Genomic DNA, 24,270 nt, shown 5'->3' with positions numbered 1-24,270 from the left:
TACTATGCATTTTAATCAATTCAGCTATCTAGCATTTTCTAGTTCGCAATTGTTAAATGAATTGGAAAAGCTAGGGCTAAATCTAACACCACATCTGCCTTCAAAAAAGCAGTTTGAACACTTCATTCGTTGGAGTTTTTTTACTTACTCCAATACCGACTATGCTCTATCTACAATCTCGATAGATAAGGACACTGACTTTCTGACTTTTTGTCAGTCAGACAGAGAGTTGACTGCAGATATTTTCTATACTGTAGCCTTTCAACTCTTAGGTTTTTCTTACTTGGTTGACTTTGAAGACAGTGATGTTTTCCGTAAAGAAACAGGTTTTCCCATCGTATATGGTGATTTGATTGAAAATCTCTATCAGTTACTCAATACTCGTACCAAAAAGGGAAATCTCCTGATTGATCAACTGGTAAGTAATGGTCTCATTCCTGAAGATAATACCTACCACTACTTTAACGGTAAGAGCTTGGCTACTTTTTCTAGCCATGATGTCATTCGTGAAGTCGTTTACGTTGAGTCTCGTGTCGATACTGACCAAAAAGGACTTCCAGACTTAGTCAAGGTCAGCATTATTCGTCCTCGTTATGAGGGACAAATCCCTGCTATCATGACAGCCAGTCCCTATCATCAGGGAACAAATGACAAGGCTAGCGACAAGGCTCTCTACAAGATGGAGGGTGAGCTTGAGGTCAAACCTGCTCACAAGATTGAGCTAGAAGAACCTCAACTAAATCTCGTCCAAACTCATGGTCAAGCTGAGCTTGTGTCAGAAGCTGAGGAAAAGCTAACGCACATTAACGCTAGCTATACACTCAACGACTACTTCCTTCCACGAGGCTTTGCTAATCTCTATGTCTCAGGTGTTGGTACCAAAGACTCTACTGGTTTCATGACTAATGGGGACTACCAGCAAATCGAGGCTTATAAAAATGTTATTGATTGGCTCAACGGTCGTTGCCGTGCCTTTACTGACCACACGCGCCAACATCAAGTCAAGGCTGACTGGTCAAACGGGAAAGTAGCCACAACTGGACTTTCCTATCTAGGTACCATGTCAAACGGCCTTGCCACTACTGGTGTAGATGGCTTAGAAGTTATCATTGCCGAGGCTGGTATTTCCTCATGGTACAACTACTATCGTGAAAATGGTTTAGTGACTAGCCCAGGTGGTTATCCAGGTGAGGACTTTGACTCCCTTGCTGAGTTAACCTACTCTCGTAATCTCTTGGCTGGTGATTATATTCGTGGGAATGAAGCTCACCAAGTTGATTTGGAAAAGGTAAAAGAACATCTGGATCGCAAGACTGGCGACTACAATCAGTTTTGGCATGACCGCAACTATCTTCTCAATGCCCATAAGGTAAAAGCAGAGGTTGTCTTTACTCATGGTTCTCAGGATTGGAATGTCAAACCACTTCATGTTTACCAAATGTTTCATGCCCTTCCAGCTCATATCAATAAGCATCTCTTTTTCCATAATGGTGCCCATGTTTATATGAACAACTGGCAGTCCATTGACTTCCGTGAATCCATGAATGCTTTATTGACTAAGAAATTACTGGGACAGGAAACGGATTACCAACTTCCTACTGTTATCTGGCAGGACAATACTGCTCCTCAGACTTGGTTATCTCTTGATAACTTTGGTGAGCAAGAACACCTTGAAACCTTCTCACTTGGTCAAGAAGAGCAGGTTATTCAAAACCACTACTCAGATAAGGATTTTGAGCGTTATGGTAAGACATACCAGACCTTCAATACGGAACTCTATCAAGGGAAAGCCAATCAAATTACTATTGACCTGCCTGTTACTAAAGATCTCCACCTGAACGGTCGCGCTCAGCTTAATCTTCGTATCAAATCTAGTACAAACAAGGGGCTCTTATCTGCCCAACTGCTAGAATTTGGACAAAAGAAATACCTACAACCTTATCCAGCTGTTTTAAGTGCTAGAACCATTGACAACGGTCGCTACCACATGTTGGAAAATCTTAACGAATTGCCTTTTCGTGAAAATGCACAACGCGTCGTGACAAAAGGCTATCTCAATTTGCAAAATAGAAATGATTTACTGTTAGTAGAGGATATTACTGCAGATGAATGGATGGATATCCAGTTTGAACTGCAACCAACTATTTACAAGCTAAAAGAAGGAGATACTCTTCGTTTAGTCCTCTATACTACTGACTTTGAAATCACCATACGTGACAATTCTGCTTACCACCTGACTGTTGATCTTGAACAGTCTACGCTTATCTTACCTTGTCAAAAGGTATAATGTAACAGACATTCAGTATGGAAAGATTTCCACTTGAATAGTCTAACGAAACATAAACTTGGTATCAAATCCACTCTCAAAGAAGGACTTATGATAAGCTCATAACTGGAGTTTGGACAAAAGATACTAACACCCCTGACCAACATGTGTAACCCTCTATCATACACGCTACCACACCACATGTTGGACAATCTCTGTGAATTGCCATTTAGCGTGAATTCACAAAAAGCCGTGACAAAATGCTACTATAATTAAATGATTCACTGTCATTAAAGAATATCAATGCAGATGAAGGGATAGACAGTCAATTCTCTGCACCCAACGAGTGACAAGTTAAAAGAGGGAGATGCTCTCCATCTAGTTCTTTAGGCTACTGACTTTGAAATCATCATACGTGACAATACCGCTTACCACTCGACTGACAATTTCGATCAGTCCACGCTTTCTGTACTTTGTACAAGGAGTTAAATTATTATGAATAAATCTGAACACCGACACCAACTCATACGCGCTCTTGTTGCAAAAAACAAGATTCATACACAGGCTGAGTTGCAAGCCCTTCTTGCTGATAACGACATTCAAGTCACCCAGGCAACTCTCTCACGCGACATCAAAAATATGAACCTGTCAAAAGTTCGAGAAGAGGATAACTCTTACTACGTGCTTAATACAGGTTCCATCTCAAAATGGGAAAAACGCTTAGAGACTTATATGGAGGATGCTCTTGTACTGATGCGTCCTGTTCAACATCAAGTACTTTTGAAAACTCTTCCTGGTCTGGCTCAATCATTTGGTTCTATTATTGATGCTTTGAGTTTTCCTGACGCTATCGCTACCCTCTGTGGTGACGATGTCTGTCTTGTCATCTGTGAAGATGCAGAGGCTGCACAACATTGCTTTGAAGAATTGAAAAAATTTACACCACCATTTTTCTTTGGTGAATAACAAAATTCCGTGTCTAATTAGGCACGGAATTTTTTATCTTCTTTACTGAGATGGATTTTCATTTTTGGTTCGTGCCAATCTCAGGGCACGATTTGGATTGAGACGATTAAATAGTTCTTCCAATTTCTTTTCATTCCAAAGGTCTGCGGCGGAAACGAAATTACCATCCGCATCTCGGAAAGATATCGGTTTATCTCCCATACCAGTCTCCTAGTCTACAAATTCAAACTCAAATTTACCAATGCGAACCAAGTCCCCATCCTTAGCACCACGCGCACGAAGGGCTTCATCAACCCCCATACCACGAAGCTGGCGGGCAAATTTCATGACTGATTCGTCACGATCAAAGTTGGTCATGTTAAAGAGTTTCATGAGTTTTTCACCAGAAAGTAGCCATGTTGCATCGTCATCACGGCTAATTTCAAAGGCTTTTTCTTCCTCATCAAATCCATAGTAAGCTTCTTCTTCCATATCTGACTCGTCGTAGAGCAAGAATTCTGGTGTCTTGTCTAACAATTCAGCTGTAGCATCCAAGAGCGTTGCCAAACCTTGCTTGGTCAAACCAGAAATTGGGAAAATAGCTGGTAACTCTTCAAATTCATCGTAGTTTTCAGCTAATTTTTTCTTGAATTCTGCAAGATTTTCTTGACTCTCAGGCATGTCCATCTTATTTGCGACGATAATCTGTGGACGCTCCATGAGACGAAGATTGTATGACTCCAACTCCTTGTTAATAGCAAGATAATCCTCATAAGGATCACGTCCTTCGCTAGCTGACATATCAATAATATGAAGGATGACACGGGTACGCTCAATGTGGCGGAGGAACTGAGTTCCCAAACCGACACCCTGACTAGCCCCTTCAATCAAACCTGGTAAATCAGCTACTGCAAAGGATTCACCTGATTGGGTACGAACCATACCTAGATTTGGCACAATGGTCGTAAAGTGGTAGGCACCAATTTTAGGTTTAGCTGAGGTAATAACACTTAAAAGTGTTGATTTCCCAACAGATGGGAATCCAACTAAACCAACATCAGCCAAGATTTTTAGTTCCAATTGTAACTCACGTTCCTGACCTGGTTCTCCATTTTCAGAGATTTCCGGTGCAGGATTTTTTGGTGTCGCAAAGCGGATATTTCCACGACCACCACGACCACCGTGGGCTACAATAAATTCTTGACCGTGTTCAATCAAATCTGTCAAGACCTTGCCTGTCTCCGCATCACGCACTGTCGTACCTTGTGGCACTCGAACTCTAAGGTCCTCAGCTCCACGACCATGCATCCCTTTGGTCATTCCTTTTTCACCAGAATCAGCCTTGAAATGACGATTGTAGCGGAAATCCATGAGAGTACGTAGACCTTCGTCTACAACGAAGACGACATTACCTCCACGACCACCGTCACCACCCCAAGGACCGCCATTAGGGACATATTTTTCACGGCGAAAGGCAACCATACCATCGCCACCATTACCAGCCTTGACCTTGATCTTGGCTGTATCTAAAAACATACTCATTTTTTCTTCTCACTTTAAAAAAGGGCTGGGAAATCCCAGTCACAAAATTTTCTTGAATCTATTTTATAGATTACTGAGGGCACCAATTGCAGTTGCAAAAATACCCAAAATACTTGCTACTAACATGATAAGTACGATAAGCAAGGTTAATTTCTCAAACATAGTTTTTTTACGTTTTCCATTATCTCCAAATGCCATTTTTATCTCCTTCGTTACATTCTATTTTCTATTATCTTAGCATGAATTTAGCTAGTTTTCAATAGTCACTTGCTACCGGCGCAATAATCCATAAAATGATATAAGCTACAATTCCTGCCCCATAACAAAATGCAAGAACACCCCATATTACACGAACAATAGTCGGATCAATATCAAAATAATTTGCGACCCCAGCACATACTCCAGCAATTTTTTGATCACTACCACTTCTCATCAATTGTTTTTTCATAGCTATTCCTCTTTCTATTCTTCATGGTCTTTCCAATAATCTCTGATGCTGATTAACTGTGTTTTTGAAGCCCTCAGCATTCGTCTAGAGCCTTTTACAGGCACAGCAACCACCTGTTGCGGTAGATACAAAACTGTCTTAAAGATACGCTGACTGACCGTATCATCTTTTGCTAAATCTTTCTGGAAGTTATTTGAAATAATGGCATCCAGATAAAACTCATGCACTCGTTTTCCAAAGTTCTCAGCTGAAATCTCGTACAATTTCTCTGATAAGGTATGCTCATCCATATCTGGAGTTGCAATCAGGGCTTCCAAAATAGCTCCAGCCAAATCATGTTCCCCATAGTACAAGGTTCCAAACATTTTATCACTGATAAGATTATCCAGATAAGGATTTCCATGAGCAATGACAGGCGTTCCACTGGCTAAGCTTTCCAAGTATGTCAAACCTTGCGTTTCACTTGTCGATGCCGAGATGAAGAAATCCGCCGCCTTATAGTAAAGAGCCGTCTCACTAGGAGCAATCATGCCTGTAAAGATAACAGAATCTTGAATCTCTAGTTTCTTGGCTTGCTCTTTGAGGTCATCTAGATAAGGACCATCCCCAGCTACCACCAGTTTAACCTTGTCTTCCTCTTTCAGAACATCAGCAAAGGCTGCTAATACTGCTTGAATATTTTTTTCATAGGAAATTCTGGAAAGACTAAGCAACATCTTTTCATCATCTTGAATCCCTAGTTTACTACGCAGTTCTGTCAAATTTTCCTGCTCTATTTCCGGACGCTCAAACTTAGCTAATTCAATCCCAGTAGGAATGACCCGCTTTTCAACCTTGACCTTATAGTCAGATAGCAAGTCACGAACAATCTCACTCGGACAAATAACCCCATCCACGTCATGAAGAAAACCTCTGACCAGATATTTGACCATACTAGGACGAATCAGCATTCCCTTAGCAATATAATGCACATAGTCTTCATACTGGGTATGATAGGTATGAATGACTGGAATCTTCAATTCACGCGCAATCCAAATACCCAACAAGCCCAGAGAAAATTCTGTCTGAGTATGGATAATATCTAGCTGATACTGTTTGGCAATTTCAAGCGCCTTGCTAAAACCTCGATAGGCAAAGCGGCGATCCTTAAAAGCAAAGAAAGGAACACTTGGAATGCGGATGATTTGCCAATCTTCATAACGATTGACATCCTTATCTGTCGTCGTAAAGATAAAAACAGCATGTCCCTGCTTTTCAAGTTCTGTTTTCAAGGTTCGAATACTGGTTGCAACACCTGAAACCTGAGGAAAATAGGTATCTGTAAATAAACCAATTCGCATAGATTACCTCACTTTTTACTTTCTCCCTAAAGCGGCTTGTTTCTCATAAAAGTCCAACCAGATTTGTAACAGATGCTCTTCAGAATACTCTCTGGAAATATTCTTAGCTTTTTCTTTGAGATCTTTTAAGGCAGCAGGATTTGCTTGATATTCTAAAATAGCCTCTTTCATCTCTTCTCTATCTGCTGTCGCCCGATAATCTCCCTCCAAAATTACCTTATAAAGATCTAAATCACGCAACATAATCGGAGCTTCACAACTGGCAGCCTCTAAAATCGTCATCGGAAAGAGCTCATTATAACTAGGCAACAAGAAAAGATCCGCTAGGGCATACAATTCGCGCATCCGCTCTGGCGATACAATACCTGGAAAAATCAAATTTTTAGGGGGATTCTCCATGATTTTCTTATAACGTTCATAACCATCTGTCATACCACCAAAAGAGAAACCACCCGCCCATATAAAGGTAATCTGAGGCAATTCCTCAGCCAGACGGATAAAGTCATCAATTCCTTTACGTTTCTGAACTTGACCAGCACCCACTACGATAAACTGATTGTCACTAAGACCTAGTTCTGTTCGCAGTTTCGCTACCTCTTCTTGTGGAAGAGGATGCCATTTTTCCTTGTTAACAAAGTTAGGAATATAGGTCACTTTTTCACGTGGAATACCAGCTGCCACCAAATCCTCGATAAACATAGGATTGACCACAACCAAGTGCTCCATCCGATTGTAAAAAGAAAATACATAGCGTTTAACAATTCCCTTTAAGAAAAATGGAATCTTCAAACTCCCCTCAAGTGTATCAGGTAAGAAATGCACATAGCCAATTTTTCTCCCTGAGCGTTTCTTTTGAAATGTTGATAAATAATAGGGGAAATCAATTGTATGAAAGTGAGTCACATCTGCCTCGATAGGAAGATTTTCCGTAACAATCAATTGGTCCTTGGCATCACGGTGAAGAAGACGAACTAATTCACGGTAGGCACCTGAAACTCCTTGTCCTGCTACTTTCTCACTTGAACTCAACATATTGATGCGTAATTTCTTTTTTTCCATAACTACTATTATATCATTTTCTTTGAATAAAATCAGCAAAATAAAGGAGAGACTAGAGGAAAAGAGGGGAAATTTCCTCGCTTTTCCAACGTTCTCTCACATGCTTTTATCTATTTACTTAATGCCTAGGGCAATGCGTGCATAACGACTCATTTTTTCAACGGTCCAGGCTGGATACCAAACCAATTTGACCTCAGTATCCGTTACTTCTGGCACCTCGGTCATAGCATCATAAATCTGGTCCGTCAAAAGGTCTGCCAGGGGACAACCCATAGTTGTCAAAGTCATATCAATCTCTGTTTGCCCTGTATCACCGTCAAAACGAATCTCATAAATCAAACCAAGATTGACAATATCGATTCCCAACTCAGGGTCGATAACTTCTTCCAAGGCTGTTAAAATGCGTGTTTTGATGTTTTCGATTTGCTCTTCTGTATAAGCCATATTTATCCTCACTCTTAGTCTTCAATAAAATCACGAAGCGGTTTGCTGCGACTTGGTTGACGTAGTTTTCTCAAAGCCTTGGCTTCAATCTGACGGATACGCTCACGAGTCACGTTAAAGACTTTACCTACATCTTCAAGGGTGCGCATTTTACCATCATCTAGTCCGAAGCGCAAACGCAAAACGTTTTCTTCACGGTCTGTAAGAGTATCCAAGACCTCATCCAGCTGCTCACGCAAGACGATACGAGTTGTGTAGTCTACTGGATTTTCAATCACTTCGTCTTCGATAAAGTCCCCAAGATGGCTATCGTCCTCTTCACCAATCGGTGTTTCAAGCGATACAGGCTCTTGGGCGATTTTCAAGATTTCACGGACCTTGTCAGGAGTCATATCCATACGTTCAGCGATTTGCTCTGGCGTTGGATCTTGTCCCAATTCTTGAAGGAGGTTACGTTGTTCACGAACCAATTTATTGATGGTTTCAACCATGTGGACTGGGATACGGATGGTACGAGCTTGATCCGCAATAGCACGAGTGATAGCCTGACGAATCCACCAAGTTGCGTAAGTTGAGAACTTGAATCCTTTAGAATAGTCAAACTTGTCAACTGCCTTCATCAAGCCCATGTTTCCTTCTTGAATCAAGTCAAGGAACTGCATACCACGGCCGACATAGCGTTTGGCAATAGAAACAACCAAACGAAGGTTGGCTTCAGCAAGACGTTGTTTGGCTTCGATATCACCTGCTTCAACTGCTAGTGCCAATTCTTTCTCCTCTTCATTGGTCAAAAGAGGTACGACCCCGATTTCTTTCAAGTACATACGAACAGGGTCATTAACCTTAGCCGAAGTTGATCCAATTAAATCCTCATCACTGAGTTCTGGTTCTTCTTCTGCACTAAGCACACGCGCACTTGGGTTTCCTTCATTATCTGTGATTGAAATCCCTGCATCCTGAATTCGTTGCAAGAGATCTTCAATCCCATCAGCGTCCAAGGTAAAAGGAATAACCAGACTAGCATTGATTTCATCATCTGTTGCTGTCCCTTTTTGCTTATGATTACGGATAAATTCTGCTACTTGTACGTCAAATGTTGTTACTTCTTTTTGTTTTGTTGCCATTATTACTCCATTCTTCTCTTTTGGGAAATTAAACGTTCCAATTCTTCTAGGGCTGTGTCGGTATCTCCTACATGGCTAGCTTCCTGCACCTTCTTTTTGATTCTCATATTGTCCTGATTCAAGAGAGCCTTGTTTCGAGTCATCTCTACTTCGCTTAGTTCCTGGGGTGACATCTCAGCAGGCAAATCCTGAGCTAAGACTTGGTACCAAGCTCTTTCAACTTCCTCTGTCTGTTCTGATAAAACTTCTGGAGGAAGATTGCCATACTGACCAAGCAAGTCATATAAGACCTGAAATTCAGGCGTGTCAAATGCAAAATCTTCTCGCAAACGGTAATCATTCAAAACAAGAGGGGATTCCATCATCCGATAGAGTAGATGGGCTTCTGCTCTCATAATAGCTGATAACTGCTTGGTGACAGGCATAGTGATTTGCGTCGGTCTGGAAATCCCTTCCATGCGATTCTGCCTTTGTGCCTGTCGACTCTCATTAACAATCTGCTCAATCTGGGCATAATCAAAGGACGCCAGACTATCAGCTAAAATATGAATATAACTGTTTTGAGCAGTGATAGACTTTTCTTGAACAATCAAGGGAGCTATTTTTTCAATAAACTCAATCTGAGCCTGCAGATTTTCACTATTTTCAGGCTTGTACTGGTGAATGTAAAACTCAATCGGACTAATACGAGTTTTTGTTAATAGATAGGCCAAATCTTCTGGACCATTTTTTTGTAGATACTCATCTGGATCCAAGTTATCAGGCATACTAACGATTTGCACAGGCATATCGCCAATTTCATCCAAGGCTTTCAATGTCGCAGCTTGCCCAGCCTTATCGCCATCGTAAACAAGAACCAACTTCTTGGTTAACCTTTTCAGATGCTCAACATGCTCACGACTCAAGGCCGTTCCCATAGACGCCACAGCATTTTCGATTCCAGCCCGATAGGCTGCAATGACATCCATAAACCCTTCCATGAGGTAAATCTCACTGGCTTTACCAGAAGATTTTTTTGCCCTATCCATATGATATAATTCGTAACTTTTGTTAAAAATTGCAGTCGATCGACTATTTTTATACTTAGAAGTTTGTGAATCCGTTTTCTGCCAGATACGACCTGAGAAGGCAATAACCTTTCCCTGATCATTGGTCAAGGGAAACATAATTCGATTGTGAAAGGTGTCTACAAATTGATTAGCATCCGAGAGATAAAACAGTCCTGAATCCAGGAAATCCTCTTCACGATACTGACCAGACAAACGTTGATAGAGATAGTTTCGTTCTGGAGGTGCTAAACCAATCCGAAAATGCTTGAGCACTTCATCTGTCAAACCACGCTGATAGAGGTAGTTTCTAGCCTCTTCCCCCATGGTCGTTGTCATGAGAATAGCATGATAAAATTTGGCAGCATCTTCGTGCATATCATAAAGAGCTTGGTGGGGCGAAGCTGGCTTCTGCTCACTATAAAGCGGTTTCTCCACCTCTATCCCAACACGCTGACCTAAGATTTGGACAGCCTCCATAAAGGGAACCCCTTGGTACTCCTCGATGAACTTAAAGACATCACCTGAGCGACCACAACCAAAACAGTGATAAAACTGCTTGTCCTCTACAACGTTGAAAGAAGGTGTTTTTTCACCATGAAAAGGACAGAGCCCTAGATAGTTCCGTCCTGCCTTTTGTAAAGAAATCACATCTCCTATGACTTCCACAATGTTGGCATTGTTTTTGATTTCTTCAATGACTTGTTTGTCAACCATACACAATACCTCCATGTTATCATAGTTTACTTTATATAGTATACTTTATTTCAGAAAAAAAGTAAACCATTTCATACACTTTCCGCAATTCTCTTTGCCTCATTTTTTAGATTGCAAGAGAAGATAAAAAACTCAGAAACACTTCCATGCCTCTAAGTTTTGCTTCACAGTTTTTGATGAAAATAGAGCTTATCTATTCAAACAATTGATAGTAGTCTGATATTTTCATTTTTGCTTTTTCTTCTTGTTTCAAATCTTGGATAATTCGTCCTTCTTTCATGACAATCAAGCGATTGCCATATTTGAGAGCATCTTCCATATGATGAGTAATCATAAGGGCTGTCAACTGATCCTTCTTGACAAAGTCATCTGTCAATTCCATCAAGGCCACACTGGTCTTTGGATCAAGGGCTGCAGTATGCTCATCTAACAAGAGTAATTCAGGACGCTTCAAGGTTGCCATCAAGAGACTCAAGGCCTGTCTTTGTCCACCTGATAAGAACTCAATTGGTGTATTCAAGTGTTTCTCAAGACCATTTCCTACTTTATCAATTGTTTTCTGAAATTCATCCTTATAACTAGTCAAGCGTCTTGGAAAGAGGCCACGTTTTTCACCACGAAACTTAGCAATCAAAAGATTTTCAGCCACTGTCATACGAGGAGCTGTCCCCATCTTGGGATCTTGGAAAACACGAGACAGATACTTGGCTCTCTTCTCTGGTGAAAACTTGGTAACATCTTCACCTAAAATACGGATGGTTCCACTGGTTAGTGATAAGGTTCCTGCAATAGTGTTAAAGAGAGTTGATTTACCAGCACCATTTCCACCTAATATCGTGATAAAATCCTGTTCAAAAATTTCTAAGGAAACATCATTTAAAATAATCTTTTCTTCATCAAAGCCATTTTTAACGACTTTGGTTGCATTTTTTAATTCTACAATTGCTGTCATTTACTTAACTTGGCTCCTTTCAAGATTGTTTGCTTAAATGTTGGAATCATGAGGCAGACTGCTAAAATCACTGCACTATATAGACGAAGGTAACTTGTGTTAAAGCCAAGCGCGATAACTGCCCATACTAAGAATTGATAGGCGATAGAACCGACAACGATAGTAACCAAACGCTCTGCCAAGCTCAAACTCTTGAAGATAACTTCTCCAATAATCAAACTTGCAAGCCCCACAACGATAACCCCGATTCCTCGAGACACATCGGCATAACCTTCTTGCTGGGCAATGAGAGCTCCTGCAAGGGCAATCACACCATTTGATAAGACCAAGCCCATAAGCTCCATGCGTCCAGTATGAATACCGAAACTTCTAGCCATATCAGGATTGTCACCTGTAGCAATATAAGCCTGTCCAAGTTTGGTGTCCAAGAAAAAGAGCATGAGAGCAATGACAATACTCACAAAGATGAGACCTGTCAAGAGTTGGTTCATGTCTGAAGCAAAAGGCAAAACATCCGGAATTTGCTTGGTTCCAAGCAGGCCTAAATTGGCGCGTCCCATAAGCAAGAGCATAATCGAATGACAAGAAGTCATTACTAAGATACCTGACAACAAAGTCGGAATCTTACCCTTTGTATAGAGAAGTCCGGCTGCCATTCCTGCCAAACAACCAGCTCCAACAGCAATAAGAGTCGCGAGAAAAGGATTAACTCCTTTTGTAATCAAGGTTACTGCTACTGCTCCACCAAGTGGGAAAGAGCCCTCTGTTGTCATATCTGGAAAGTTTAAGATTCTAAAGGTCATAAAGATTCCCAAGCCTAAAATAGCCCAGACAAAACCCTGAGAAACAATGGATACTATCATAATTTTTCACTCATTCCTTTCGTAAAAATGGGAGGAGATGTCCCCAACTCCTCCTTTTATCTTATTCAATCACTTGTCCTGCTTCTTTTAAGATAGATTCTGGAATAGTGATACCAAGTTCTTTGGCTAATTTTTTGTTAACAACAGACTTACCAGTTGAGAAAACATTAACTGGTGTATCAGCTGGTTTTGCCCCTTTCAAAACTTGGGCAATCATTTTACCTGTAGCCACTCCAAGATCACGTTGATCAACAACCACTGATGCCAAACCACCAGCTTCTACCATGGCTGTTGCACTTGGGTAAATTGGTTTTTTAGCTGTTTGATTGCTAGATACAACTGTTGGAAAAGCTGACGCAATAGTATTGTCAATTGGAACCCAGATAGCGTCTACTTTGCTTGTCATAACATTAACAGTGGAAGCAATTTCATTTGTTGAAGGTACTGCAAATGTTTCTACCTTAAAGCCTGCTTTCTCAGCGTATTCTTTAAATTCTTTTACCTGTGTTTTTGAGTTATCTTCACTACTTGAATAAAGAGCTCCAATTGTTTTAACATCAGGTGTTAGAGCTTTAATTAGTTCAACTTGCTGTTGAGCAGGATTATGGTCAGAAACACCTGTAATATTTCCACCAGGATTTTTCAAATCTTTAACCAAGTTAGCTCCGATTGGATCTGTAATGGCTGCCATAATAACAGGTAAATCTTTTGTTACACTAGCTAATCCTTGAGCAGCTGGAGTTGCAATACCTACTACAATATCGTTGCCATTTGAAACCAATTGCTTACTCATTGTAGCAACTTTACTTTGATCCCCTTCTGAGTTCATAAAGTCAAGCTTCAATTGGTCATCTTTGTAACCTTCTTCTGCTAATCCCTCTTGAATCCCTTTATAAATCAAATCAAGAGACGGATGGCTTACAAACTGAAGCACACCAACTTTGGCAACTTTCTTCTCATTCTTAGCTTCTGGTTTATTCATTGAAGAGTAAATCAAGCTTCCTGCTACTAAGACTGCTAATGCAGCGATAATTCCAATTAATCGTTTATTTTTCATTCTATTTCTCCTTTTTATTTCCTTTAAAATGCTTCACTTATCTAAACAAGCGACGCCATCGTTTTCTTTCCATACTAACCTCCATCAAAAAAGTCCTCACACAAAAAACTTGTGTGAGGACGTCGATGCGCGGTACCACCTCAATTATAGGGAATTTCCCTATCGCTCTGTCTCGCAATAACGAGATGCACTGTAAGGTGTGCTCACCGAATTTTTATGATTTCAAATTCTAAATAACATCCAGCCCAATTTTCATCATCACCACTTATCTGTTTTCAGCTACCACAGACTCTCTAAAAAGTTTATATGATTACTTTTCTGAATGGTTAAATTATATCATTTTTCAACTACTTGTCAAGACTCTTTTAGCATTTTTTTGAAATATTCAAAAACTTCCCCTATGAAAAAGAGGAAGTTTGATAGGTATCAGCCTGAATTACGCAATCCGGTCGCAATTCCGTTGATGGTTGTATGGATTAATTTTTCTTGATCGCTTGATAATTCTCCTCGGCGTTGACGTTTAATCAACTCCAACTGGATATAGTTAAGGATATTAAAGTAAGGCATACGGTAATCCAAACTTGCTTTTAGATATGGATTTTCAGCTAATAATTCGTCATAGCCTTCAATCTCTAGGATAACATTTTTCGTTAATTGCCATTCGTCTAAAATAGTATCATAAATAGCCTTCACTTGATCATCTTCACATAACTTAGCATATTCAAAAGCAATATTCATGTTGGATTTAGATAAGACCATATCGACATTTGAAAGGAGAGATTGGAAGAAAGGCCAATTTTGGTACATATCTCGTAAGACAGCGATATTCTCTGGATTTTTATCGATAAACTCCTTGAAGCTTGATCCGACACCATACCAGCCAGGGAACATGACACGACTTTGTGACCATGAGAAGACCCAAGGAATAGCACGCAAACCACCGATTTCAGTAATAGTCTTACGAGCAGCTGGACGAGAACCAATATTAAAGCTGGAAATAGCCTTGATTGGACTTGACTCAAAGAAATAATCATAAAAATGGTCATTCCCAAAGACTAAGTCTCGATAAATATCATAACTACGGTCCACTACTTGGTCCATAATGGCTTCATAGCGATTTGAGGTATTTGTATCACTCTTCCATTGAGTAATCATACGGTTAATGGCTGCTGAAACCAACATTTCAAGGTTATAGTAAGCTGCATCTTTATTACCGTATTTATTGCCAATTACTTCACCCTGCTCCGTCAAACGAATACGGTCCTTGATAGACTTGAGCGGTTGAGAGGTAATAGCTTCATAAGTTGGTCCACCACCACGACCGACAGTCCCACCACGACCGTGGAAGAAGGTAACCTTAACACCAAATTCATCTCCAATAGCAGTCAATTGTTGTTGAGCCTTGTAGAGGGTCCAACATGATGATAAGTAACCACCATCTTTATTACTATCAGAATAGCCAAGCATGATTTCTTGGTAATTATTGCGCGAAGCTATCCATTTCTTAGCTAGACCAAGAGAAAGGTATTCTCTCATGGTTTCTTCTGAGTGGTCCAAGTCCTCAATTGTTTCAAAAAGAGGAACGATTTGGACACGAGCTCTTTCTTTATCCACTAGTCCTACTTCTTTTAGCAAGATAGCCAATTCCAGCATATCTGATACGCTGGTTGCATGTGAAATAATGGTCTGACGAATAACGTCATCACCCAACTTATCTTTCAAATTACGGGCAGCCTTAAAGATAGCCAATTCTTTTTCAAGTAACTCTGATTTTTCAACATGAGTGGCAGAAAGAATACGTGGATCTTCTTCTAATTCTTTTAAGAGAAGCTGGCATTTTTCCTCTTCACTTAGTTCGCTGTAACGAGAATGGATTCCTGCTGATTTCAAGAGTTCGGCCACACAAGATTCATGAACACTAGAATCTTGACGCATGTCAATAGATGCCAAATAGAAACCAAAAATTTCAACTGCCTGAATCAGCTCAACAAAATCACCAGAAATTAGTGCTTCACCCTTATTTTCCAAGAGGGAATCACGGATGGTAATTAAGTCCTTATAAAAATCATTAGCTGTTTCATAGCGAGCTCCAACTTCCTTATCTTCAATCAGATAGGTTTTTGTTGCTTGGATTTTTGATTGAATATCAAACAAGGCACGACGGTAAAGTTCTTTTTCACGATAAATCGAGTTGTCCTTGGATTGACGAGCCATTTCTCTAACTTGCTTGCTTACATTGACAATACTGGTTGAGAGAGAGAATTCACGATAAAGTTGGTAAATCTTTTCATCATAGTAGTTCATGATGACTTCACACTGAGTCATAGCAGATTGTTTCAAGGTATCTGCTGTAACAAAAGGATTCCCATCACGGTCGCCACCAATCCACATTCCCATGGTAATTGGTTTAGGATGTTTTAATTCTAATCCGTGTTTTTTTGCTAAGCGCTTGTATTCCGCTGTCAAATGAGGGACAGCCTTCAAGAAAGAACTGTTGTAATATTCCATAACATTCGTGATTTCATTGGTCACTTTCAATTTCTTTTCACGAATCATATCTGTCTGCATGATAATCTCAATATAACGACGGAGATCATTATGCCATTTTTCCTTATTAATCAAGCCTAATTTTACATCACGATACTTACGCAAGAGGGTATGTATATGGTTGGTCAAATCCAACATACTCTTACGTTGCACTTGTGTTGGATGGGCTGTCAAAACAGGGACAACATTCAAATGTTCTAAAATTTCAACCGCATTTTCTTTTTCTGCAACCATTTTAATCGTTGCTGATAATTTACCAAGATAATCTTGATCGATATTATTTTGATGGTTGATTTCATAGGCCAAATCCACGTCTTCTGAAATATTAATCAAAAGAGGCAAGATAGAGAAATAGCGTGAAATATAAGCCATTTCATCATTTGTCAGACTAGTAACTAATTGGTTCAAACCTTGATAATCTTCTTGAGTTGATAATTCTTTCAACTGCATGATTTTATCAAAAGTCTCTGGGGCAAGCATGTTTTTAGTGATATCTTCTAACAATTCTGTTAAAATCAATACTTCTTCTTGCACAACAGCTTTATTACTATAGTTTTCTAATTTTTGAAGAGACATAAACTTTCCTTTCTATACAATCCTTATAATATTTCAGAAGATTGATTTTCATACTCCCTAATAAGTTTAGCACGTTTCTCACTTGCATCAATATTTAATACAAAAGCAATTGCGACAGATAATACCAAGAGGCTATTCCCACCTTGCGATAGAAAAGGGAATGTTACTCCAGTTGAAGGAATAAGACCAGAAATTCCACCGATATTAACAAAGACCTGCACCAAAAGCATGCCTCCTACCCCAATAGCCACCATTGAATTAAATGGATTCTTAGCACGAATCCCCACCAAAATAATTCGCAAAATTAAGAAAAAGAGAAGTGATAAAATCAAACTAGCTCCAACAAATCCAAATTCTTCTATAACAATAGAGAACACAAAATCTGTATGAGCTTCTGGTAGATAACCCCGTTTCTCGATTGAATTTCCTAATCCTAGACCAAACCACCCACCATTTACCATAGCATAGTAAGAATTTGCGAGTTGGTGTCCTGCACCTGCTAGGTCATTAAACGGATTGAAAAATGCGCTAAAACGTTTGGCAACATAACCAAAGACCGGAATACGAGAGAAATTTTCAACCCCAACAAAACGAATTACAGACAGGGATAACATTGAACCACCTGTAAGCAGAAGTAGAAAAGTCGTGAACCAGCGATAAGCAATCCCACTAAGTGTATACATAATCAAGGCTACCAAAGCAAGGATAGTGGCATTTCCTAAATCTGGGAAAATTCCTAAGCTTCCAATTAATACGATTATAACGAAACGCCAGTCATTAAAAGCCCGAGGAATCCATTGGTTTTGGGTTAAAATCTGAAAATCGTAAATAGCGATTTCTTCTTGTTGTTTGGAAAAACGATGAGCCAAATACCAAATAATAATAATTTTTAGATACTCTGCTGGTTGAATTGTTACAGGTCCTACTGAAATCCAACCGTAGGCTCCATTAACCGGAACTCCTATTAAACGTGCCAAAGCTAGTAAAATTATCTCTATGAACATAACGATAATAATCAGTCGTTCATTCCTTAAGAAACCTAGTTTTAACTTATATATTAAGGCGATCAAAATTAAACTAACTATCCAGAAAACACCTTGGTTTCGGACCAATTGAAGAGCACTTTTCCCTTCTTCAATCAGGGTTGCACTCGTCGTCGAATATACTACGATTAGCCCTAATACAGACAAAAGAAGATAAGGTATCAAAATGGAATAGTTTAACAGGTGCCTTTTACTAATTTTCATATCACACCACTCTAATAGGAACAAAGAAATTTGTTCCCAATTCCGTTTTATTTTCTAGTTTTGATTGCTATTATACCACTTTTTCAGAAAGAAAAAAACCCTTACCCTTAAGATATAAGATTTTCCCATAAGAAAAAGAGCGCTTGGCTCTTTTCTGTTTTATTCTTTTGAAGAACTGCTTGAGCTTGAATCTCCACCACCAATGTATTGAGTAAAGATATTTTGGAAAGCTTGATCTTTAACTTTAATATTTGCAGTTTGCAACTCTTTTCCGATAATACTTTGAACAAATGATGAATCATTTTGTTTTTGAGTAAGAATAAGCGTCTTCAATTTTTCTTTATAGTCATCAATATTAGATGACTTTTCTGTTTTCTTAGTGAGTTTTACAATGTAATATTGACTGCTGTATGCCTGAGTACCAGTAGCTGTAATGACATCAGAAATGCCGTTAACATCCAAGGCAAAAGCTGCTTTCTTAACTTGATCTGGTACCTCTGTTGAAGCTGAATCAAAAGTGATTTCACCACCGTTAGCTTTGGTTTTCTCATCAGTTGAGTTATCTTTAGCTAATTGAGCGAAATCTGCGCCACTTGCCTTAGCTTTTTCGAGGACTTCTTTCGCTTTATCCTCATTATCAAGACGAATGATTTGAGCCGTTACATCTGGAGTGTATTCATCAAAGGCCTTCTTATAAGCATCATCTGTCAATTCAGCTTCTGCTGCCTTCTTAACTGCTAATTCAACCAATTTACTAGTACGGATTTGAGCTTTACGTGTCTCAAGTGTCATTCCGGCACGTGAGAGTACATTTTGATAGCTGTCCCCATATTTCTTTTGTTCTTCAGCAATTGCATCTTCTACTTCTTTGTCAGTTACTTCTGACCCATATTGTTTTTCAAAAACATTTTGAATGGTCATGTTAAGCAAAACTTGTTGAGCTGCTTGATTATTCTTTACTTCCTCGAAGAACTGATGTTCAGTGATAACATCTCCTTTCATGCTGATAAGATCTGCTCCTTCTGAACCTTTCGAACAAGCTGCTAAAGTTGCTACTGATAATAGTGTAATGGCACCTGCCAATAGTTTTTTCTTCATGTCTACTCCTTTGAGATAAGTGTTACCCTATCTATTTTACTATATTTTCTTAAATTATTCTGAAAATCATTCGCTAACAGGCAATTGAACGTCTGCTACATTTTTACGAAGCATGAGAATGCCGTCCCCTAAAGGTACTAATGTTGCAGTGAGTCCTGGATTATCTAAGGTTGCATCAAATAATCTTTGAAGGCCACGATAAATGGTTCGCTGGCCACGACGAACCTCCATAATGTCCTTGGCAACATCACCACCTTGGAAAATATCATCCAAGACAACCACGCCTCCAACGTCCAAGTGTTTGAGGATTTCTGGCAGAAAGACGATATATTTAGACTTGGCAGAATCCATAAAGACAAAATCATAGGACTCTGTTAGGGTCGATAAGACATCTACCGCATCTCCTTCTAGGAGCGTAATTTGCTTACGACTGTCAAACTGGGCGAAATTTTCCTTGGCAAATCCAATCATCTCTGGATTGCGGTCAATGGTTGTAATCTTGGCCTTTGGTGCATGTTCAGCCATCAAGAGAGCTGAAAAACCGATAGCCGTCCCAATTTCCAGAATGTTTTTAGGTTGCATGGTTTCCATGAGAAAACGGAAATAAGCAACCGTTTCATGGGGAATAATGGGAATATTTTCCTTGCGAGCAAATTCTTCCAATTCTTTCAAATCGCCTGTGACTTGCTTTTGACGCTGACGCATCAAGTCCACAATTTCTTCCTTGACGACAGGGCGACGCATGTTATGGTTGGCATTTTTACTATATGATTCAACCATCTTATGCCAATCCCAATTTTTCAACAAGGGCTTCAAACTCATTCAAACGACGTTCGAAGACTGCAAAGGCATCGTTGAGATAGTCTTCCTTCTCCATATCAACACCAGCTTTTCTCATGACATTAAGTGGATAGTCAGATTTACCTGCCTTAAGGTAGTCGATATAGCGGTCACGGTCTTCTTGACTACCATGGACAATTTTTTCAGCCAAGGCTGAGGCTGCTGCAAAACCTGTTGAATATTGGTATACATAGTAGTTATAGTAGAAGTGTGGAATGCGAGCCCACTCGTATTGGATTTCAGGATTGTCTTCCTTACTCAAACCATAATACTCTTGGTTCAAGTCTGCGTAGAGTTTATTTAGGAAATCGCTTGTCAAGACTTCACCATTTTGGTCTGCTTGATGAATCGCGTGTTCAAACTCAGCGAATTGAGTTTGACGAAAAACTGTTCCACGGAAACCGTCTAGGAAGTTATTGAGAATAGTAAAGCGTGTTGCGTCGTCTTCCACTTCTTCCAATAATTTCTCCGTCAAGATATTTTCATTGGTAGTTGAAGCGATCTCAGCCAAGAAGATAGAGTAATCTCCGTAAACATAAGGCTGACTTTCACGAGTATAGCTTGAGTGCATACTGTGACCTGTTTCATGAACAAGAGTAAAGAGATTGTCCAGATTGTCCTGCCAGTTAAGGAGCATAAAGGCATTAGTATCATAAGAACCACCAGAATAGGCTCCTGAACGCTTGCCTTGGTTTTCGTAAACATCAATCCAGCGCTCACTGAAGGCACGTTTAACACGGCTCAAATAATCCTCACCCAAAACTGCCAAGGCATCTTCGGCTTTTTTCAAGGCTTCTTGGTAGGTAAAACTATATTCGACAGACGAAAGTGGTGTGTAGACATCGTACATCTTGAGGTCTGAAATCCCCAAAATCTTTGAACGAAGCTCAAGGTATCGATGCAAGAGTGGCAAATGCTTGCGAACTGCTGCTACCAAATTGTCATAAACACTCTCTGGAACAAAATTGGCTGCTAGGGCTGCATGACGAGCACTCTTGTAGTTGCGAACTTTTGCACGATAGTTTTGAACCTTAACATTTGTTTGCAAGGTTTTAGCATAAGTATGTTGGAATTGCTCATAAGTTGCATAAAGGGCTTGATAGGCACCACGGCGAACTTCACGGTTTTTAGACTCCATCAAACGCATATAAACGCCATGTGATAATTGTACTTCGTTACCATCTTCATCTTTAACAAATGGAAAGACGATATCTGCATTATCTAAAATAGCAAAGGTTTCACTTGCCGAACCAAAGATTTCTCCAGCTCCAGCCAATAATTCTTCTTCACGTTGTGAAAGAACGTGTTCCTTGCCTTGTAAAAGCTTGTCAAAATAGTGTTGATAAACCTGCAATTTTGGTTGAACTTCTAAAAAGTCAGCATACTGCTTTTCGCTAATATCCATAAATTCAGGTTCATAGAATGAAAAAGCTTGGTCTAGCTGGCTATAGAGAGCCATTGCCTTAGCATAGTACTCTTGGTACTTGGCTTCACGTGTATCCTGGTCATTCTTCATATGAGCATAAACGTAAAGCTTCTCCATCTGGCGTTCCATTTCAAGAGAAAATTCAGTGATTTCTAGAAGGCTATCCGCACTATCCAAGAGATGGCCTTCATACTGGGCTACTGTCTCCAATTGTTCTGTTAAATCTTTTAAGGCTTCTTCCCAAGCCTGGTCAGTTGGGTAAATCGTTGATAGATCCCATGTATATTTTTCATTTATTTCATTTCTTTGTAATACCATTAGATTCCTCCATCCTTTCTATTTTACCATATTTTTCAAGAAATATTGCTGATAAAAGGCTGGTGGATAGAGCTTTTGCCAATCATTTTGAGGGTTTTTTTGGTAATAGGTTTGAAAATGCTGATAATAGCGAGTCAAATCTTGCTCAATTTGGCAAAAATCACCTACTAGTGGTCGAATTTGTGGATACCATTCTTTTAGCCCATAAGTCAGGAGATTTTCTCCCTTCTGATAGGCTTCTGCTTGTTCTTTCATCCAAATAGGATTTTGATAATAGAGTTGTTGCTTAATATAGCTACAGATGTCCTTATCCTCAGAAACTGTAAAATGAGATATTTTTTGTTTCTTATAGGGAAAACGTAATATCTCCAGTAGACTATCTTGGCCATAGGGAAATTCCTTGATTTGATAATGGAGTTTGCCTCGAAGATCCTGGTGTATGAGATATTTAAGCCTTAAAAGCTGTTTTTCCTTGTCTACTTCCCAAACATAAAAGCCCATGTTTTGACTGAAATAAAGAAAACCTTGTTGCAGACGGGTCAAACGCTCCTTGAGCCACAGTTTTTGACCCAGCAACCACAGTACTTGGTAACCCTGACTACGATAACCCTCGCTACGCTCTTTAAGAACTTTTTGTGGCAAGGGACTACACTGAACTTCTAGAGCAAGATGACCATTTACAAATACATCCGCAATCTGTTTAAGCTCTGGGAGAGGGTATTCTAATTGCACCTCTGAATCTCTTTTCAACCAGTGATAAAGGGATTCCTTATTTGCCAGATGTTCTGGACTTTCATTTTCAGAGGAAAAATCACAGTCTTTTAAGGTTTTGTGAGCAAAATGGGTCCGGACACTTGGTCCTTGCCGCAAATGGAGCTGACCTCCACAAGCTGGGCAGGTGTAGGCTTGCTTCTCAAGCTTATCCTCTAACACATTTACCAATTCTCCCCTAGCATCTATCGCAACAAACATGATTTTCCTCCTTTTCTATATTATTCGTAAAAATTAATAATCGTATTTTTAATTATAGAAGAAAAGTATAGTAAATCGAAATAAAATATAGGCAAATTGATTGGGAAATTATAGTGAGTTGAAATAAGATATGAACAAATTTATTAGGGAAATCAAATTAATTTCTAGAAATACTTTAGCAGAAGTTATATACTATACTGGTTTCAGTCTACTTATAAAATCAAATTTCTAACAATGATTAAGAATTTATGTCGTACTATTCCCGTTTCATTTTACTATACCATAATTAACAAATAATCTCCTAGCAATCAATGGACTACTAGGAGATTTTTTAAGAAATTCTATATAAGCTATAAAATCAAATACAGATTTTACTAAAAGATTAGATTAACTCATATATAAATTATGCTTCTTCGTCTTCTTTACGACGACGGCCTGCAAGACCAAGACCAAGTACTGCACTTGCTGCAGCTGCTACCATAGCTACTGTAGAGTCTGCTGTACCAGTATTTGGAAGTTGTCTATCTTTATTTATTGTAGTTTCAGATACTGGAGTTCCATCTGACATTTCATTAGCACTGCCGTCCTTATGTGGCTGAGCTGGCATTTCTTCTGAAATACCGTTCACACTTCCTGTATAGGCTGGTACTTCTACAGTTGGTGGTGTAATGACATTACCTTCGCCATCTGTACTACTTGTACCTACTGGATCTGTATAGACTGGTACTTCTGCAATTGGTGGCGTAATGACATTACCTTCACCATCTGTACTGCTTGTGCCTACTGGATCTGTATAGGCTGGTACTTCTGCAGTTGGTGGTGTAATGACATTACCTTCGCCATCTGTACTGCTTGTACCTACTGCATCTGTGTAAGCTGGCACTTCTACAGTTGGCGGAGTTAGCAAGTTACCTTCGCCATCCGTACTGCTTGAACCTACTGCATCTGTGTAAGCTGGTACTTCCACAGTCGGTGGAGTTATGACATTGCCTTCGCCATCCGTACCGCTTGTGCCTACTTCATCTGTGTAAGCTGGTACTTCCACAGTCGGTGGAGTTATGACATTACCTTCGCCTGCTTTACTAGTTGTTCCTACTGGAGTTACTGCTTCAATTGCTTTAACTCCTGTAGTTTGAGCGGCATCTACACCATCTTGATCTTTCGCTTCATTGATAGCATTTACGGCTGCGATGGCTGCTTTCGCTACTTCGGCTTTCGCTGCTGCTTTTTCATCGTCTGACAATTTAGCGTTCTTATCAATTGACGCAATCTTAGCTTCTGATGCTGTTTGGATGGCTTCTAGGGCTTTCTCTTTACCTACTGGAGTTACTGCTTCAATTGCTTTAACTCCTGTAGTTTGAGCGGCATCTACACCATCTTGATCTTTCGCTTCATTGATAGCATTTACGGCTGCGATGGCTGCTTTCGCTACTTCGGCTTTCG

At 39.7% G+C, this 24,270-nt stretch carries 21 protein-coding genes and 1 other annotated feature; of the genes, 2 read left to right on the top strand and 19 right to left on the bottom strand.

The window, feature by feature from the left end; translation table 11 throughout:
* The first annotated feature begins 4 nt into the window (after positions 1 to 4).
* Positions 5 to 2,287, top strand: coding sequence for a Xaa-Pro dipeptidyl-peptidase (locus FBF73_RS04385; RefSeq protein ID WP_136937088.1), 2,283 nt, complete (start codon positions 5 to 7; stop codon positions 2,285 to 2,287).
* A gap of 474 nt (positions 2,288 to 2,761) precedes the next feature.
* Positions 2,762 to 3,232: an arginine repressor gene (locus tag FBF73_RS04380; RefSeq protein WP_136937087.1), complete on the top strand. Its 471-nt coding sequence runs from the start codon at positions 2,762 to 2,764 to the stop codon at positions 3,230 to 3,232.
* 42 nt (positions 3,233 to 3,274) lie between these two features.
* Here the strand turns inward: FBF73_RS04380 and FBF73_RS04375 are convergent, their stop codons facing one another.
* The 19 genes from FBF73_RS04375 to FBF73_RS04285 all read right to left on the bottom strand — a co-directional run.
* Complete coding sequence (locus FBF73_RS04375) at positions 3,275 to 3,433, bottom strand: hypothetical protein (protein ID WP_033683527.1); 159 nt, start codon at positions 3,431 to 3,433, stop codon at positions 3,275 to 3,277.
* Between the two features lie 9 nt (positions 3,434 to 3,442).
* On the bottom strand, positions 3,443 to 4,753 hold the full coding sequence (gene obgE / locus FBF73_RS04370; protein ID WP_136937086.1) for a GTPase ObgE: 1,311 nt from the start codon (positions 4,751 to 4,753) through the stop codon (positions 3,443 to 3,445).
* A 63-nt stretch (positions 4,754 to 4,816) separates the two neighbouring features.
* Entirely contained in the window at positions 4,817 to 4,951 is a 135-nt protein-coding gene (locus FBF73_RS04365) for a DUF4044 domain-containing protein (RefSeq protein ID WP_000863852.1), read from the bottom strand.
* Between the two features lie 58 nt (positions 4,952 to 5,009).
* Complete coding sequence (locus FBF73_RS04360; RefSeq protein WP_000744434.1) at positions 5,010 to 5,201, bottom strand: PspC domain-containing protein; 192 nt, start codon at positions 5,199 to 5,201, stop codon at positions 5,010 to 5,012.
* 14 nt (positions 5,202 to 5,215) lie between these two features.
* Complete coding sequence (locus FBF73_RS04355; RefSeq protein WP_136937085.1) at positions 5,216 to 6,541, bottom strand: glycosyltransferase family 4 protein; 1,326 nt, start codon at positions 6,539 to 6,541, stop codon at positions 5,216 to 5,218.
* A 15-nt stretch (positions 6,542 to 6,556) separates the two neighbouring features.
* Positions 6,557 to 7,600, bottom strand: coding sequence for an alpha-galactosylglucosyldiacylglycerol synthase (cpoA, locus tag FBF73_RS04350; protein ID WP_169435173.1), 1,044 nt, complete (start codon positions 7,598 to 7,600; stop codon positions 6,557 to 6,559).
* Between the two features lie 114 nt (positions 7,601 to 7,714).
* On the bottom strand, positions 7,715 to 8,044 hold the full coding sequence (locus FBF73_RS04345; protein ID WP_000331929.1) for a metal-sulfur cluster assembly factor: 330 nt from the start codon (positions 8,042 to 8,044) through the stop codon (positions 7,715 to 7,717).
* 14 nt (positions 8,045 to 8,058) lie between these two features.
* A complete protein-coding gene (gene rpoD / locus FBF73_RS04340; protein WP_004259586.1) occupies positions 8,059 to 9,168 on the bottom strand; it encodes an RNA polymerase sigma factor RpoD in 1,110 nt (369 codons plus the stop codon).
* Between the two features lie 2 nt (positions 9,169 to 9,170).
* A complete protein-coding gene (gene dnaG / locus FBF73_RS04335) occupies positions 9,171 to 10,931 on the bottom strand; it encodes a DNA primase (protein WP_240798242.1) in 1,761 nt (586 codons plus the stop codon).
* 193 nt (positions 10,932 to 11,124) lie between these two features.
* A complete protein-coding gene (locus tag FBF73_RS04330; protein WP_136937084.1) occupies positions 11,125 to 11,883 on the bottom strand; it encodes an ABC transporter ATP-binding protein in 759 nt (252 codons plus the stop codon).
* Positions 11,880 to 12,746: an ABC transporter permease gene (locus FBF73_RS04325; protein WP_136937083.1), complete on the bottom strand. Its 867-nt coding sequence runs from the start codon at positions 12,744 to 12,746 to the stop codon at positions 11,880 to 11,882. The genes FBF73_RS04330 and FBF73_RS04325 overlap by 4 nt, the downstream gene beginning before the upstream one ends.
* A 61-nt stretch (positions 12,747 to 12,807) precedes the next feature.
* A complete protein-coding gene (gene trpX / locus FBF73_RS04320) occupies positions 12,808 to 13,803 on the bottom strand; it encodes a tryptophan ABC transporter substrate-binding protein (RefSeq protein WP_136937082.1) in 996 nt (331 codons plus the stop codon).
* 112 nt (positions 13,804 to 13,915) lie between these two features.
* Positions 13,916 to 14,133 (bottom strand) — a binding site (T-box leader).
* 96 nt (positions 14,134 to 14,229) lie between these two features.
* Complete coding sequence (gene ppc / locus FBF73_RS04315; RefSeq protein ID WP_136937081.1) at positions 14,230 to 16,926, bottom strand: phosphoenolpyruvate carboxylase; 2,697 nt, start codon at positions 16,924 to 16,926, stop codon at positions 14,230 to 14,232.
* Between the two features lie 23 nt (positions 16,927 to 16,949).
* Positions 16,950 to 18,173 carry a cell division peptidoglycan polymerase FtsW gene (ftsW, locus tag FBF73_RS04310; protein ID WP_125411498.1) on the bottom strand — a complete coding sequence of 408 codons (1,224 nt, stop codon included), beginning with the start codon at positions 18,171 to 18,173 and terminating at the stop codon, positions 16,950 to 16,952.
* Between the two features lie 159 nt (positions 18,174 to 18,332).
* On the bottom strand, positions 18,333 to 19,271 hold the full coding sequence (prsA, locus tag FBF73_RS04305) for a peptidylprolyl isomerase PrsA (RefSeq protein WP_136937080.1): 939 nt from the start codon (positions 19,269 to 19,271) through the stop codon (positions 18,333 to 18,335).
* Between the two features lie 66 nt (positions 19,272 to 19,337).
* Positions 19,338 to 20,051 carry an O-methyltransferase gene (locus FBF73_RS04300; RefSeq protein WP_136937079.1) on the bottom strand — a complete coding sequence of 238 codons (714 nt, stop codon included), beginning with the start codon at positions 20,049 to 20,051 and terminating at the stop codon, positions 19,338 to 19,340.
* Position 20,052: 1 nt separating this feature from the next.
* Positions 20,053 to 21,855: an oligoendopeptidase F gene (pepF, locus tag FBF73_RS04295; protein ID WP_136937078.1), complete on the bottom strand. Its 1,803-nt coding sequence runs from the start codon at positions 21,853 to 21,855 to the stop codon at positions 20,053 to 20,055.
* 18 nt (positions 21,856 to 21,873) lie between these two features.
* Complete coding sequence (locus tag FBF73_RS04290) at positions 21,874 to 22,827, bottom strand: competence protein CoiA (protein WP_136937077.1); 954 nt, start codon at positions 22,825 to 22,827, stop codon at positions 21,874 to 21,876.
* 403 nt (positions 22,828 to 23,230) lie between these two features.
* Positions 23,231 to 24,270 (bottom strand): DUF1542 domain-containing protein (locus tag FBF73_RS04285; RefSeq protein ID WP_136937076.1); only part of this gene is annotated, 1,040 nt, incomplete at its 5' end.

The sequence above is a fragment of the Streptococcus mitis genome (assembly GCF_005144795.1).
Taxonomy (GTDB): Bacteria; Bacillota; Bacilli; order Lactobacillales; family Streptococcaceae; genus Streptococcus; species Streptococcus mitis_BB.
This window is presented reverse-complemented; position numbering and strand designations above follow the sequence as displayed.